Raw genomic sequence first — 14,670 nt, forward strand, 5'->3', positions numbered from 1 at the left:
TGAAGACATTTAGAATATTAAGTGAACGCTATCGAAATAGACGGAAAAGATTCGGTTTACGCATTAACTTAATCGCTGCACTGGTAAACCGGATAAATTTTCAATAATGACTTTCGCAAGAGATCTACTTAAAATCTAAAAAAACGAAGGATTATGAATAAAACGACGATACTTAACAGAGATTGAATGAAACAAGACTTTTTTCTAGTTAGGATCACTATACATTAAAAATAAATTTAATCAAGTTTTTTTTATATGTATATTTAATTATCTTATAAAAGACATCTGAATCTGGAAAGAGTCTGTTGATCTGGTTGACTTTTTTTAACAAGTCTATTGACAGCACTGATACATTCAAACAGAAAAAACTAATTTACCGCTTAAAAATGGGATCCAATAAAAATGATTTTACCTATTTTTTCAGGCTATAAAATTGAAATTTTGCCTACATTCGTCCTGCATTTAATCTTCACATTTTGTTCACATCCAGCTGGGTTATGCTAATCCTGAAATCAAACAAGGCTTAAAAATGAAGATGCTATTCAAGTCGGTTTTCGCAGTTACAGCGCTGGCCATCATCAGCTTAAGCTTTACTGCACGAGCTGAAACGGTTGCCCCTCAGGCAGTCGATCAGGTGGATATCCGGCAGTATGCGGGTAAATGGTATGAAATTGCGCATTTACCGATGTATTTTCAGCGTAAATGTATAGCTAATATCACGGCACAATATAGCGTCAATGCCGATCAAACTATCGGTGTATTGAATAGCTGCCGAACTGCCAATGGTGAGATAATTAGCTCTGAAGGTGTTGCGTATTCGCAAAATCAGGGGAACAGCAAACTGAAGGTCAGCTTTTTGCCTAAAGGTTTAAGATGGATCCCCTTTACTAAAGGTCATTACTGGGTATTACGAGTAGACCCGGAATATAAAGTAGCACTCGTAGGGGGACCAAGTAATAAATACCTATGGATTTTATCGCGTCAACCGCAACTCGATGAAGCAACTTATCAGTCATATATAGACACTGCAAAACATTATGGTTACGACGTTACAAAACTTATCAAATTGCCTCATTAATCTGCTAACCTTTTGCCGAACTGATAAATCTCTCTACAGTTCGGTTTTTTTTTATTTACTTCACATAAAATTCATATCTGACTGATTAAACTCATCAAATAGAATAAATATAGTTGCAAAAATTTAGGGTGAGTCGATGTTGAAAAGTCTGATGCGATGGATAGACAGCTGGTCTACACTTTCAGCGCCCAAAACCCAGACTGCTGAAAATAGTAAAATTCAGTGGCTCAGGATCTTACCATTTATCTTATTGCATCTCGCCTGCCTTGCAGTATTTTGGGTTGGAGTGTCATGGTTTGCAATTGGTTTTATGTTGGCATTCTACCTGATCCGCATGTTTTCAATTACGGCTTTTTTTCATCGCTATTTATCGCATAAAACTTTTCAGACTTCGCGTCCCGTACAGTTTCTGTTTGTGCTGATTGGTACCATGAGCGCGCAGCGTGGTCCGCTCTGGTGGGCGGCGCATCACCGCTATCACCATCGCTATACCGATACCTTGAAAGACCCGCATTCCTCGACGCATGGTTTTTGGTATAGCCATGTGGGTTGGTTTCTGAATGAATATAATTTTGCTACACGTAAAGAAGTCATCAAGGACTGGCTGAAATATCCAGAGCTGATCTGGCTAGACCGTTTCAGTTTGATTGTTGTGCTGCTGACCGCGGGAGGAATTTATGCACTCGGGGAGTGGGTGGCCATCACCTGGCCGCAACTTGGTACATCAGGCCTGCAATTGCTAGTGTGGGGCTTTGTCGTGTCTACCGTGTTACTGATCCATGCCACCTTGTGTATCAATTCACTGGCGCATCATTATGGCAGCCGAGATTTTGACACGGATGATCACAGCCGCAACAATTTATTCCTGTCGATCATTACCTTGGGCGAAGGCTGGCACAACAATCACCATTATTATGCCGGCAGTACCCGGCAGGGTTTTTACTGGTGGCAGATTGATGTGACCTATTACCTGCTGAAACTCATGTCTTTGTTCGGGCTGGTCTGGGGACTCAAGCCCATTCCGGCACGTGTCTATGACGTCAGTAAAATTGCCCGGGCTCGAAAACAGAAAAAAGCTGCCAAGACCGGCACTCCGACTATTCATTCAAAGGAATCACCATGAAAATTGCAATTATTGGTTCAGGTATTTCCGGTCTGTATGCTGCCTGGAAACTCAGCAAAGCGCATGAAGTCACAGTCTTTGAAAAGAATAACTACTTTGGTGGTCATACCGATACCCATCAGCTGAATATCGATGGTGAACAGGTTGCGGTGGACAGTGGCTTTATTGTCTTTAATGAGCATAACTATCCGCTGTTCTGCGCCATGCTAAAAGAACTTGGCATTCAATCGCAAAGCAGTGACATGGGCTTTTCGGTGAATAATCAGGTCACTGGCTTACAGTACAATCCTTCAAAAAAATTCTCGTTATTGTTCCGACCTCAAAACTTTTTTAATGCAGATTTTCGCGCGATGTTGTCGGATCTGTTCCGCTTCTATGCCGTGAATAAAGATCTGGATGTCGAGCATGTCGATGCACAGCTCAGTATAGATGAGTATCTGGATCGGCATGGCTATTCCGAAGCCTTCCGTCAGGAACATCTCTATCCGATGTGCGGGGCGCTGTGGTCCTGCCCAGTGGAACAGGCCGGACAGATTCCGTATAAGTTTGTGGTGAGCTTTTTCCAGCATCATCGCATGTTGCAGCTCAAAGACCGTCCTTTATGGCTGACGGTCAAGGGTGGATCAGCTCGCTACGTCCGTGCCATTCAGGCCCAGTGCAATATCACGCTTCGTAAAACTGCTGTGCATCAGGTGTCTCGCAGTGCCAATGATGTGCTGATTGAAACCCAACAGGGCAGCGAGCGTTTTGACTGGGTGATTTTCGCCAGCCACGCCGATGACAGCCTGAAACTGCTGAAAGACCCGACCGCGCAGGAGCTGGACGTGCTAGGCAAGTTCCGCTATCAGGATAACCGCATGGTGGTACATTCCGATACCTCTATCATGCCCAAATCCCGTCGCCAGTGGGCCAGCTGGCATGTACACGTCACGCCGACTCAGGTCACTGAACAGACGCCATTCCAACACAGTGGCACACATTATGGCTTTAGCTACTGGATGAACCAGTTGCAGAACCTGAACTGCAAAACCCAGGTCTTTGCCACCCTGAATCCTAATTTTGCCCTGAATCCGAAAAAAGTCTGGATAGAACGACATTACCGTCATCCAGTGTTTGATGCCCCAGCGATTGAAGCACAGCAACGCTGGGCCGAGGTCAACGGCCAAAACCGCACCTCATATTGCGGCGCTTACTGGGGCTGGGGCTTTCATGAGGATGGGGCACGTAGCGCATCATGGGTAATCGATCAGCTATTAAAACAGGCCGAACAGGCAGACTAGGAGCGCATGATGCAGATGTATCCACTTGCGATCGCCACTGCTGAAATCCGGCATCGACGTTATTTGCCCCAAGCCCATGCTTTTAAAACCCAGCTGAGCTATCTATGGTTTGATCCAGATCAACTCGCGACGTTTACCCGAAAATCCTGGCTGTGGTCATCTAAACGCTGGAATTTCCTGACCCTAGATGAGCGCGATTTTCTGACTATGGAATGTGGCTCGATTCGGCAGAAGATTGCACGCCTGCTGATCAAGCGGGAAAACTATCTGTTACCGCATGCCGCTTCCATCCGGGTGCTGGCTTTACCGCGCACACTGGGTTTCCGTTTCAATTCCGTAGTGTTTTATATGGTCTTTGGTGCGACCGACCAGTTGCTCTTTGTGCTGAGTGAAATCACCAACACACCGTGGAATGAACGACAGGTCTACATTCACGATTGCCGGAACAATGCAGACGAATATGCGCCGTACCAGAGTCACCAGTTTGACTTTAAAAAGGCCTTTCATGTGTCGCCGTTCATGCCGATGGGGTTGGATTATCGCTGGCGCTTCAGCTTTTCGGATCGGCAGAACGTGATTTATATGCAGCTGTTTCAGCAGGGAATCTTGCAATTCGATGCCACCCTGAAATTTTCCTTGCAGGCCATCACGGTTCCTTCACAGCAGCATCGCTATGCTGTACTGAAAGTTCTTGAACCCTTCAGGATGGTCAGCGGAATTTATCTGCACGCCTTTCGTTTATGGAAAAAGAAAATTCCGTTTTACCGACATCCTAAAAAAGAAAAAGGAAACACATTGCGATGAAAACACTATTCATGGGAGAGCAAAGCACACTGCCGGTGGTACTGCGCCACCTGCTGAAATTACGCCATGGTCAGCTGATTTTTAAAGGTGTCTGGAACGGGGCTGTCGGGGAAAATAGCGATTTACAGGCGGTGATACAGGTGCATGATGTCCGTCTGATTGATCTGCTGTTCCGTAATGGTGTACTGGGTGCTGCCGAAGGTTTTATCCGTGGCTACTGGAGCAGTGCAGATCTGGTCGATGTGATCCGCATTTTGGCACGTAACCGCGATGTGCTGGACCAGATGAATCAGAATGCGGTGGCCAAAGCCAGCCAGTTAGTGTTAAAGGTTTGGTATAAATCGCGCAAGAATTCGATTGATGGCAGCCGCAAAAATATTGCCGAGCATTATGACCTAAGCAATGACTTTTTCAAGCTGTTCCTAGATTACAGCATGATGTATTCAAGTGCGGTGTTTAAAGAGCCGGGCATGAGCCTGGAACAGGCTTCGGATTATAAAAAAGAGCTGATCTGCCAGAAACTGCAACTCAAACCGATGGATCATTTGGTCGAAATTGGCAGCGGTTGGGGCGGTTTTGCCATTTATGCCGCGCAGCAGTATGGCTGCAAAGTCACCACCATCACCATTTCCAGAGCACAGTATGATGAAGCCGTGGCCCGGGTCGCTGCAGCCGGACTGTCACATCGTGTGACTGTGCAGCTGAAAGATTACCGCTTACTGGAAGGCAAATACGACAAGCTGGTGTCGATTGAAATGATCGAGGCCGTAGGTGAGCAGTATTTACCAACTTATTTCCGAAAATGCCGCGAGCTCCTCAAGCCGAATGGTCTAGCCTTGATACAGGCGATTACGATTGAAGATGCACGCTATGCCAAAGCCCTGAATACCGTGGACTATATCAAGCGCTATATTTTCCCGGGCAGTTTTATTCCCTGTATCAGTGTCATGACCCAGACCGCTTCCGAACAAAAACTGCGACTCAAACATCTGCAAGATATCGGCCAGAGCTATGCCCAGACCTTGCACTGCTGGCGTCAGCGTTTCTTGCAGCAGCATGATCAGGTACTTGGGCTTGGTTTTGATGAGCGTTTTATCCGCATGTGGGATTTTTATCTGTCTTATTGCGAAGGTGGCTTCCGTGAAGGCGTGATCAGTGATGTACATCTGCTGTTCGAAGCCAGTGCCTACTAAGCCAAGATAAAACAGGAGGGACGAAATGCTGCTGAATTTACTGATGCTGAATGTCTTTATCATGCTCTGTAGCTGGCTGCTGGTGACCTATAACCGCAGAGCAGGGCTGGTCGATGTCGCTTGGAGTTTCAGTATTGCCCTCAATGTGATTATTGCCGCTTGGGCGATTGACAGTGCACCGATGTTGGTTCGCTTATTTCTGGGACTGGCGAGTGGGATCTGGTTTTCACGGCTGACTTGGCATCTGTTACGGCGCTATGCCAGTGAAACCCAAGAAGACACGCGTTATGCCAACATGCGCCGAGCGATGGGGGAGTATCAGCATCTTGGTTTTCTGGTGTTTTTTATATTTCAGGCAGGATTGGCTCTACTGTTTTCTTACCCAATGCTGAAGCTGTTAAGTATCTCGACCGAGCAATGGAATGACTGGACTTTGGTCACTGTGATTGTGGCGGGCATGATCATGCTATCCGCTTTGATAGGCGAAAGCACTGCCGATCAGCAACTTTACCGTTTTAAGCTAGATCCACACAATCAAGGTAAAACCATGGATCAGGGCTTGTGGAAATATTCGCGCCATCCGAATTATTTTTTTGAATGGCTGCATTGGTTTGCCTATCCAGTGCTCGGTCTGGCAGCAGGATGCTATGAATTATGGATTTATCCACTGCTGATGTGGCTATTCCTGTACTACTTTACAGGTATTCCATTTAGTGAAAAACAGGCGCTCGCCCACCGTGGTGACAACTATAAAGACTATCAACGGCGAACTTCAATGTTTATTCCGTGGCCACCCAAAGAGTAGGTAAATACATGGACTTTATGATTCAAAAAACCTTAGAACTGATCGAAAATGGCAAGGTGCCAGACCCAGTGATTCGTGCTGGTATTAAAATCTTGAGCAAAAAACGTTTGGCACAAGAAGGTCGGTTTGACCCCGCATTGGCAGCGCAGCGCTATATGGATGTGCTGACCATGCTGAAAAACAGCGAAATTGCCATTGAGACAGACAAAGCCAATGAGCAGCATTATGAACTGCCGACCGCATTTTTTCAGGCAGTACTCGGTAAGCGTTTGAAATATAGCGCGAGTCTATTTGAACATGCCGATATGACGCTAGACCAAGCCGAAGAAGCTGCCCTTGCCTGCTATTGCCAGCGAGCACAACTGAAAGACGGGCAGAATATTTTGGAAATTGGCTGCGGTTGGGGTTCTTTCAGTCTATATATGGCCGAGCATTATCCAACGGCCCATATTACAGTCGTGTCAAATTCTTCAACGCAGCGTGAGTATATTCAGGAACAAGCCCGTTTAAAAAAACTGGATAACCTTAATGTGATCACTTGTGATGTCAATGTGTTGCAACTTGAACCTGCGTCATTTGACCGTGTGGTATCGGTGGAGATGTTTGAGCATGTACGCAACTATCAAAAACTGTTTGAAAATATTAGTATTTGGCTCAAACCAGATGGCTTATTGTGGTGTCATATTTTCTGTCATCGTTTCTTGCATTACCCGTTTGAAGTCAAAAATGAGTTTGACTGGATGTCGCAATATTTCTTCAGTGGTGGTTTGATGCCGGCAGCCTCAACTTTCCTACATTTTCAGCAGCATTTGCAGCTAGAACAGCACTGGCAATGGGCGGGTACACAGTATGAACGTACCGCAAATGCTTGGCTAGAAAATATGGATGCTAAACAGGCCGAGCTAAAGCCCCTGTTTGAACAAACCTATGGTGCGGATGCCGCAATCTGGTGGCAGCGCTGGCGAATTTTCTTTATGGCCTGTGCCGAACTGTTTGGTTATGACCATGGGCGCGAATGGGTCATTGGCCACTTTCTGTTAAAGAAGAAAGCCGTATAATTGAACAGTGGGATGGACCAGCGGGGAATGCATCAATGTTAAAGCTGTTTAGGGACAAACGTGATCATCCTCTGGGTGAGGTGTTTAACCGCTACTACTGGCTGCAAATCGGATTCATTGCCCTGTCTGTGGTGATTGGGATTGGCTTCAGTGCCTGGGTGATTAAAGGTTCTTTGCTCAGAACGGCGCTAGAACAGGAAATGTCACACTACTGGCAGCGACTGGAACGTAACCCTGCCGCAGAATTGCCCGACACCAAAAACCTGTATGGTTACCGCTGGAACACTGTGCCACCCTCCCAATTTAAGAATATGTCACTTGAGCAAGGGGTGAACCGGCATTTTGTCGATGGCAAGGAGCGCATGACCGTGTATGGTGAAAAAGACGGACAGCATGTGCTGCTGGTGTTTGGCGAAAGCAACGTCAACAAGCTTGTCTGGCTGTTTGGTCTGGCACCGCTGATGGTCAGCCTGTTTGTGCTATATAGCGTATTGTGGTGGTGGAACCGTCGGGCCCGACGTTATTTTTCCCCGATTACCCGGTTGGCCAATGCGCTGGAATATATCGACTGGGAACATCAGAAAAATCAGGCTTCGCCTTTTCAGGACATCCGCACCGACTCCAATCTGGAAGCTGAATACCTCAAGCAGGCGCTGGAAAAATATCATCAGGTATTAAGCGAATTTATTCAGCGTGAGCGTGAATTTACCGGAGATGTCAGCCATGAGCTACGCACGCCACTGACCATTTTAAAAGGGAATGTGCAGCTGTGTCAGGCACGCTATGGCGACAACAAGTCCTTTACCCGCCTGCATAACACCATTGAAGACATGCAGCTGCTGGTCGATACCTTGCTGGCCATTGCCCGCAATACCACCAACACTTTAACTGCTGAACCGACCATGCTTTCAGAATGTCTGGACAATCTGGTGCAGGATCTGGAGAGTGTCAGTCATAACAAAGGCATGCAGATAGACCTGCAAAAAGACCTCGATGAACAGCCGCGTAAACTTTATCCATCCATGACCAAAATGGTGTTTGGCAATATTCTGCGCAATGCGCTGAACTATTCACAGGGCACAGAAATTGATGTGATTCTGGAAAAAAATAAAGTGCTGATTGCTGACAATGGGGTCGGCATGCCTTTACCTAACAATTCTAAAGTTCAGGAACTGTCTGGTCAGCAGCTAAAACTGGAAATCAAAGGGCATGGCATTGGATTACAATTGGTGCAAAAGCTATGCAAACAGCTAGGTTGGCGTGTGGAGCTGTTTGACAGGCAATATTATCTTGACACTCATCAGAATGTTGAATTAGCAATCACCACTGGACTGATTGTCGTTGTGTACCTAAATTAGGCTTCATCTTCGAAAGCAATCTTTAAACCAATCCCAGATATGGTGTGAATCAGCTTATGTTCAAAGGGTTTATCGACCATTTTGCGTAAATTATAGATATGACTGCGCAGAGCATCACTTTCTGGCTCTTCATCACCCCAAAGCTCCATCATAATTTCCTGTTTAGTCAGTACTTTAGGAGAATGACGCATCAGTAGCTTCAAAAGTTTAAACTGAATCGGAGGCAATTCAATGTTCTGCCCAGCTCGAGTTAGCTGCTGTGTTGCCGGGTCCAAAATTAGGTCATGAATTTGCAGACGACTGCTAGATACTTCACCCAGGGAACGTTTGATCAGGGCCTTGACCCGAACCACCAGCTCGTTAAAGTCAAAGGGCTTGACCAGATAATCATCCGTGCCTGAATTGAAGCCTTTGAGTTTATCATCCAAGGTATCCCGAGCGGTAAGCATCAAGACAGGTAAGTCCAACCCCTCTTCATTGCGTAACCACTCGCACAATTCATAACCAGAACCATCAGGCAAATTAATATCTAGTAGTAAGATATGGTAGCGTTGCTGTTTAAGTAATTGTCTAGCAGCACTCAGATTGCGGGCATGATCGACCACAAAGCCATGTTCTTCAAGAAACTCGCATAGGGTAGAGGCCAGTTCATAATGGTCTTCAACCATCAGGATAAAATGTTTCGACATAGCGGCAGATACTAATTTAATAATTGCTGTTTTAATTTAGCACTAAATGGCTGGGGACCAAGCCATATATTAAAATATTGCTGGGCTAGCGGATGCTGCAGCTGCCCTAAATTTTTCCGGTTGAGGGATAAACTTAGGGTTTGCGTGGCATGGCTGTATTTCAAGCGGTACAGATCACCTGATCTGACCGGACGATACAAATCGGTGATTGGGTTGAATAGAGCATGTATTTTTGCGTCTTTAACATTACGTTTCAGTAAATGTGTGGCCGCACGCTTAAATGCCCATTCCGGAATATTCTGGGTATAGGAAAAGTCCATCTGTATATTTTGTTTTTCCCAGGACTGGCTACAGTTTTGGGCAAAATAACTGGCCATACCGACCTGTTTTTGACCCACCATCAGCGGACCATTGCCGCATTGATTCAGGCTTTGTGCCTGTGCCCATGGACAGAAGCTACATCCCATCACTAACGCTGTACTAATCGCTATTTTTTGAAAGGCAGTAGCCATGAGTAGACCCCTCCAACATAAGGCAGGGAACGGTACAGGCCATTCGCAGGGTCCCAGAAATCCTGCTGGAAAATAATCTTGTTGTTTTCGTTGATCTTGATTTCACTGATACCGTAAGAGTCCATACTGCGGGTCGTGCCGAACAATTTAAAATCATAGGCCATATGCCAGTGCACATAGGCAGAGTCCTGATGATAAGAAGCGTTTAACAGCTTGACGCTGACCTTGCTGACCCGTTTGTTCATGCCTTGAAAGTGCTCGAGTAGATTTTGACGGGATGAAAATTGCGATAGCGTATCGTTAATAAACAGCTGGTCGGCATACAGTGCTCCAGCATTTTCAACGAATTCAGGTGTGCCCAAGGTATTAAAGGCTGAGGTAAAGCGGAGGCCGATATCCTGAGCTTTAGCCTGATCCAGCGCTATCCCCTGAATACCATTTCTGGATTGGGCGTAATCAGCTGAATAACTGGGAATACTTTTACATCCGGCTAACAACAGAAGCGGCAAGGATAAGGCTGTAGCAATTAGTGTTTTTACAAGTCTCATCATCAGTGTCCGTATGAAGTGTATGTTTATACCTTAGGCAGCACAGCGTGAATAGAATGTGAAATAGACGTTATAGATGAGCAATTGAATAGAATTTTTCAAATCAAAGATTAAATGTTTAACTTTTTTCTTCGGCCATTAACCAATTAATGATATTCATAACATCACGATTTTCATTATTTTTTCTGACCATTGCATAAAAATTATAGTCACAATAGATAAAACCAAAAGGGGCAATGATCTTTCCATTTAACATTTCTTTTTCTACTAGAATTTGAGGTGCTATGGCAATTCCTAACCCAGACACGGCAGCTTCTATCATTAAATTCAGACTATCAAAATAACGGTCATTGGATTTTGGGCAAAAGCTTATTTGAAACTGATCAAACCATGTATGCCATGCACTTTTATTTGAGTGGGTATGAAGTAATGGATAGTTTAAAAGATCATTTACGGAATGAAGAGGATTTATTTCACGATTACAAATAGGACCCATGTTATCGGGAAATAACAGATATTTATTCAAAAAGTTGGGAAGTAGATGATGCTCACTGACGCTATTGATAAATATGTCAACCTTCTCTTTTTCTAACAATTTTAAGTCATTACATGTCATTAATTTGATATGGATATTGGGATAAATGACTTCGAGCTTTTCTAATCGAGGAATCAGCCAATTTGCCATAAAACTATGAGAAGCGCCTATGACAACTTCTACTTCTGAAGTTTTATTTGTTAACTCAAAGACGCATTGTTCTAAACGATTAAAAAGCTCCATACAAACGAGCGATAATTCTTCGGCATCCGCCGTCAGAGAGATGGTCGAGGAATGTCGAATAAACAATTTTTTATCCAACCATTCTTCTAACTGCTTTATTTGATGGCTAATCGCACTATGGGTGACACATAATTCTTCGGCAGCTAAGCTGAAACTTTTATTTCTAGCGACAGCCTCGAATGCTTTTAAAGCATTAAGAGGAGGTAATGTTCTGCGTTTCATGTTGTAAAATTTTCTAACACCTTAAGCTCAAAATATATCAATTATCATCAAAATGAAAATATTTTAAGATCAAACAAGTTTTGATAGTAAAAGAGATATGAGATGACAACCCCTTATACAGGTAATGGTCCTGATGACTTGGGATTTTTTGGTCAATTTGGCGGATGTTATATGCCAGAAAGCTTAATGCCTGCACTTCAAGAATTAGAGCAAGCCTTTAATACTGTTCGGCACAAACCTGAATTTTGGGCTGAATATCAGCAGATTTTAACGGACTTTGTTGGTCGTCCTAGTCCTCTTTTTTATGCAAAAAACCTAACAGCTTATGCAGGCGGCGCTCGAATATATTTCAAGCGAGAAGATTTGAACCATACGGGTGCGCATAAGATCAATAATTGTGTAGGGCAAATCTTATTAGCCAAATTTATGGGTAAAACCAGAATCATTGCAGAAACGGGTGCTGGGCAACATGGTGTTGCAACAGCAACGGTTTGCGCGCTGTTTAAGATGAAATGTACCATTTTTATGGGAGAAACAGACATTCAGCGCCAACAAATGAATGTTGAACGCATGAAATTACTCGGTGCTGAAGTCAGAAGTGTTCAAAAAGGTCGTGGGACTTTAAAAGATGCCATGAACGAAGCATTACGTGACTGGATTCGTCATGTGGATACAACCTATTACCTATTGGGTACGGGTGCAGGCCCTCATCCATATCCCACCATGGTCAGAGAATTTCAGAAAATTATTGGTTTAGAAGCCAGAAACCAAATACTCCTGAAAGAAAATAGACTGCCTGATGCTTTGGTTGCTTGCGTTGGTGGGGGATCAAATGCATTAGGGTTGATGTATCCTTTTCTAGAAGACCTGAATGTCAAAATGTTTGGCGTTGAGGCTGGTGGAAAAGGAACAAATAGCGGTGAACATGCCGCCTCTATTTGCAAAGGTCAAGTTGGTGTGCTGCATGGCAATTTAACCTATTTATTACAAGATTTAGATGGGCAGATTTTAGAAGGACACTCTATATCAGCTGGCTTAGATTATCCTGGTGTTGGTCCTGAGCATGGCATTCTGTTTGAAACAGGACGTGTGACATACACGGCTATAACCGATCAAGAAGCCGTAAATGCATTTCAGCTTTTAAGCCAACAGGAGGGCATTATTCCTGCTCTTGAAAGTTCCCATGCGATTGCATATGCGATTCAACTTGCTCAAGAAATGCAACCAGAACAGATCATTATTGTCAATTTAAGTGGCAGAGGAGACAAAGACTTAAACACGGTAAAAAAATATCTTGCAGGAGCTACAGCATGAACCGTCTAGATCAAAAATTAGAGCAATTGAAACTGGAAAATCGAAGCGGTCTGGTCTGTTATTTTACTGCTGGAGATCCTAATTTTACAGAAAGTTGTCGTCTGTTAAGCCAATTGGGTCAAGCAGGGGCTGACATTATTGAAGTGGGTATTCCATTTTCTGATCCAGTGGCAGATGGAGAGATCATTCAGGCAGCGCATCTTCGGGCTTTAGGTGCAGGTCAAACGCTAAAACAGACCATTGAGTTGGTAAAAGCAATCAGGCTACATGATGAAAAAACACCAATAATTTTCATGACTTATTTAAATCCGATTATGCAATATGGTTTCGAGATACTTATCGCCGAAACAGAAAATCTTATAGATGGAATATTGATTTTAGATGCTCCATATGGATATCGAGAAAAATTCGAAGTGCAGTTAAATAAAAAAAATATGCATTTAATTGCAATGACCGCGCCGACGACCCCAGTTGAAAGGTTAGAGCAAATCTCAGCGCGCGCGACAGGGTTTTTATATCATGTTGCAGAAAATGGATTAACAGGAGGAGACTTCAATTTATCTAATCTTGAGAAAAAGATGACTGAAATTAAGCGAATTTTTAATATTCCTGTTGCAATTGGTTTTGGGATCAAAAATGAAAGCCATGTTAAAGCACTAGCCAATAAAGTAGATCTTATTATCATTGGCTCAGCGCTTGTCGATACTTTTTTTAATAAGGGAATGAACGCAACTTTAGAAAAAGTCACAGTTTTTTCGCAAATCCTGAGAGAAAATAAAGAATAAGCCAGCTTCTTTGATAGGTATTCTTTAAAACCATAATTGAATATAAAACAATCTTTTATCTTTACCTTCTCCCGTGAGGGAGATGGAGCTTTATACGTGGATTTTTTTCTATAAGTGATCGCTTTTTAAAAATCACTATTATCATATAGATGTGACATGCGTTTTTGCTTTGTTTCAAGATAAGCTTTGTTAAAGATATTTAAACCAACTTTTAAAGGAATACGTTCAACAACATTAATTCCTAAATCAGTTAAAGATTTAATTTTAAGGGGATTATTTGTAATGAGTTTTACATTCTTTATTTTTAAATAATCTAACATAATGGTACACATATCATATTTACGAGCATCTGCTGGTAAATTTAATAATAAATTGGCGTCAAGAGTATCATGTCCTTGGTCTTGAAGGGCGTAAGCTCGAATTTTATTGGTTAGTCCTATGCCGCGACCTTCTTGGCGCAAGTATAAGATCACACCTTGACCTGCATCATTAATCATTTTCATGGTTGAATGTAATTGGGGGCCACAATCACATTTGAGTGATCCAAAAGCGTCACCTGTTAAGCACTCTGAATGAATTCTAACGAGTACAGGTTGATTAGAAATAGTACCCATGCCTTTGGCAAGAGCGATATGTTCTTCACCAGTACTTTGGTCTTGAAATGCTATAATTTCAAAATCGCCAAACGCAGTAGGTAATTTTGATTTAGAAACAAATTCTATAGCCACAGAAGAATACACCTATATAAATTTATATTTGATACAATTTACTTAATCTATCTTAAAAGCATTGGCCGAATTTTTTGCAGTTATAAATTTCAGCGTTTTACTCTCAATTAAAGAGTATGTATCTGATAGTGAATTTTATGTGAAATGTTATTTAGAATATTTTTATTAGCGTTCTGCTTTGTTGCAAAAACACTCAAAAGCTGAGGCTTGTCTAAACCATCAATATTTAAGATAAGTTGGTTTTTTTTGTATAGTTAATTAAATTTATTAGATTTCTTTCATAAGTCATTTTTCACTCAGCTCCAAGTTATAAATTCCAGCAATTAGATTGAATCTTAATGCTAGTCTTTTGCCTCGATTGCGATATCGCTCAGCAAGAATTTTGAAGGTTTTCA

15 protein-coding genes and 2 pseudogenes are annotated in these 14,670 nt (G+C 43.1%); 11 read left to right on the plus strand and 6 right to left on the minus strand.

Going from position 1 to position 14,670, the window contains the following annotated elements:
- From FTT94_RS14965 to FTT94_RS15005, 9 genes and pseudogenes are all read left to right on the plus strand, one after another.
- A pseudogene (locus FTT94_RS14965) lies at window positions 1-107 on the plus strand (IS5/IS1182 family transposase); the annotation flags it as partial.
- A gap of 422 nt (window positions 108-529) precedes the next feature.
- Entirely contained in the window at window positions 530-1,078 is a 549-nt protein-coding gene (locus tag FTT94_RS14970) for a lipocalin family protein (protein ID WP_180171042.1), read from the plus strand.
- A 136-nt stretch (window positions 1,079-1,214) separates the two neighbouring features.
- Window positions 1,215-2,201: an acyl-CoA desaturase gene (locus FTT94_RS14975; protein WP_180171043.1), complete on the plus strand. Its 987-nt coding sequence runs from the start codon at window positions 1,215-1,217 to the stop codon at window positions 2,199-2,201.
- The gene (locus FTT94_RS14980; protein WP_180171044.1) at window positions 2,198-3,481 is read left to right on the plus strand and encodes an NAD(P)/FAD-dependent oxidoreductase; all 1,284 of its coding nucleotides are present in this window, start codon (window positions 2,198-2,200) and stop codon (window positions 3,479-3,481) included. The genes FTT94_RS14975 and FTT94_RS14980 overlap by 4 nt, the downstream gene beginning before the upstream one ends.
- A gap of 9 nt (window positions 3,482-3,490) precedes the next feature.
- Window positions 3,491-4,285, plus strand: coding sequence for a DUF1365 domain-containing protein (locus FTT94_RS14985; protein WP_180171050.1), 795 nt, complete (start codon window positions 3,491-3,493; stop codon window positions 4,283-4,285).
- Complete coding sequence (locus FTT94_RS14990) at window positions 4,282-5,478, plus strand: cyclopropane-fatty-acyl-phospholipid synthase family protein (protein ID WP_180171045.1); 1,197 nt, start codon at window positions 4,282-4,284, stop codon at window positions 5,476-5,478. Before FTT94_RS14985 ends, FTT94_RS14990 begins: the two co-directional genes overlap by 4 nt.
- A gap of 25 nt (window positions 5,479-5,503) precedes the next feature.
- On the plus strand, window positions 5,504-6,283 hold the full coding sequence (locus FTT94_RS14995) for a DUF1295 domain-containing protein (RefSeq protein WP_180171046.1): 780 nt from the start codon (window positions 5,504-5,506) through the stop codon (window positions 6,281-6,283).
- An 8-nt stretch (window positions 6,284-6,291) separates the two neighbouring features.
- Window positions 6,292-7,341: a cyclopropane-fatty-acyl-phospholipid synthase family protein gene (locus FTT94_RS15000; RefSeq protein ID WP_180171047.1), complete on the plus strand. Its 1,050-nt coding sequence runs from the start codon at window positions 6,292-6,294 to the stop codon at window positions 7,339-7,341.
- A gap of 35 nt (window positions 7,342-7,376) precedes the next feature.
- Window positions 7,377-8,699, plus strand: coding sequence for a HAMP domain-containing sensor histidine kinase (locus tag FTT94_RS15005; RefSeq protein WP_180171051.1), 1,323 nt, complete (start codon window positions 7,377-7,379; stop codon window positions 8,697-8,699).
- Here FTT94_RS15005 and FTT94_RS15010 read toward each other — a convergent pair.
- The 4 genes from FTT94_RS15010 to FTT94_RS15025 all read right to left on the minus strand — a co-directional run bounded on the left by FTT94_RS15010 (window position 8,696) and on the right by FTT94_RS15025 (window position 11,448).
- A complete protein-coding gene (locus tag FTT94_RS15010; RefSeq protein ID WP_179995326.1) occupies window positions 8,696-9,388 on the minus strand; it encodes a response regulator transcription factor in 693 nt (230 codons plus the stop codon). The genes FTT94_RS15005 and FTT94_RS15010 overlap by 4 nt on opposite strands.
- 11 nt (window positions 9,389-9,399) lie before the next feature.
- A complete protein-coding gene (locus tag FTT94_RS15015) occupies window positions 9,400-9,900 on the minus strand; it encodes a chalcone isomerase family protein (protein WP_179995325.1) in 501 nt (166 codons plus the stop codon).
- The gene (locus FTT94_RS15020) at window positions 9,876-10,448 is read right to left on the minus strand and encodes a nuclear transport factor 2 family protein (protein ID WP_171065058.1); all 573 of its coding nucleotides are present in this window, start codon (window positions 10,446-10,448) and stop codon (window positions 9,876-9,878) included. Before FTT94_RS15020 ends, FTT94_RS15015 begins: the two co-directional genes overlap by 25 nt.
- Window positions 10,449-10,566: 118 nt before the next feature.
- The gene (locus FTT94_RS15025; RefSeq protein ID WP_179995324.1) at window positions 10,567-11,448 is read right to left on the minus strand and encodes a LysR family transcriptional regulator; all 882 of its coding nucleotides are present in this window, start codon (window positions 11,446-11,448) and stop codon (window positions 10,567-10,569) included.
- Window positions 11,449-11,550: 102 nt separating this feature from the next.
- On the opposite strand from FTT94_RS15025, the gene trpB reads away from it, so the two are divergent.
- Together trpB and trpA are read left to right on the plus strand one after the other, a co-directional pair.
- The gene (gene trpB / locus FTT94_RS15030) at window positions 11,551-12,762 is read left to right on the plus strand and encodes a tryptophan synthase subunit beta (RefSeq protein ID WP_180171048.1); all 1,212 of its coding nucleotides are present in this window, start codon (window positions 11,551-11,553) and stop codon (window positions 12,760-12,762) included.
- On the plus strand, window positions 12,759-13,547 hold the full coding sequence (trpA, locus tag FTT94_RS15035) for a tryptophan synthase subunit alpha (RefSeq protein WP_180171049.1): 789 nt from the start codon (window positions 12,759-12,761) through the stop codon (window positions 13,545-13,547). The genes trpB and trpA overlap by 4 nt, the downstream gene beginning before the upstream one ends.
- 125 nt (window positions 13,548-13,672) lie before the next feature.
- Here trpA and ribA read toward each other — a convergent pair whose 3' ends face one another.
- Together ribA and FTT94_RS15045 are read right to left on the minus strand one after the other, a co-directional pair.
- Window positions 13,673-14,275: a GTP cyclohydrolase II gene (ribA, locus tag FTT94_RS15040; RefSeq protein WP_004976959.1), complete on the minus strand. Its 603-nt coding sequence runs from the start codon at window positions 14,273-14,275 to the stop codon at window positions 13,673-13,675.
- A 285-nt stretch (window positions 14,276-14,560) separates the two neighbouring features.
- Window positions 14,561-14,670, minus strand: a pseudogene (locus FTT94_RS15045) (IS5/IS1182 family transposase); the annotation flags it as partial.

The sequence above is a fragment of the Acinetobacter sp. YH12027 genome, from assembly GCF_013420085.1.
GTDB classification, from domain to species: Bacteria; Pseudomonadota; Gammaproteobacteria; order Pseudomonadales; family Moraxellaceae; genus Acinetobacter; species Acinetobacter amyesii.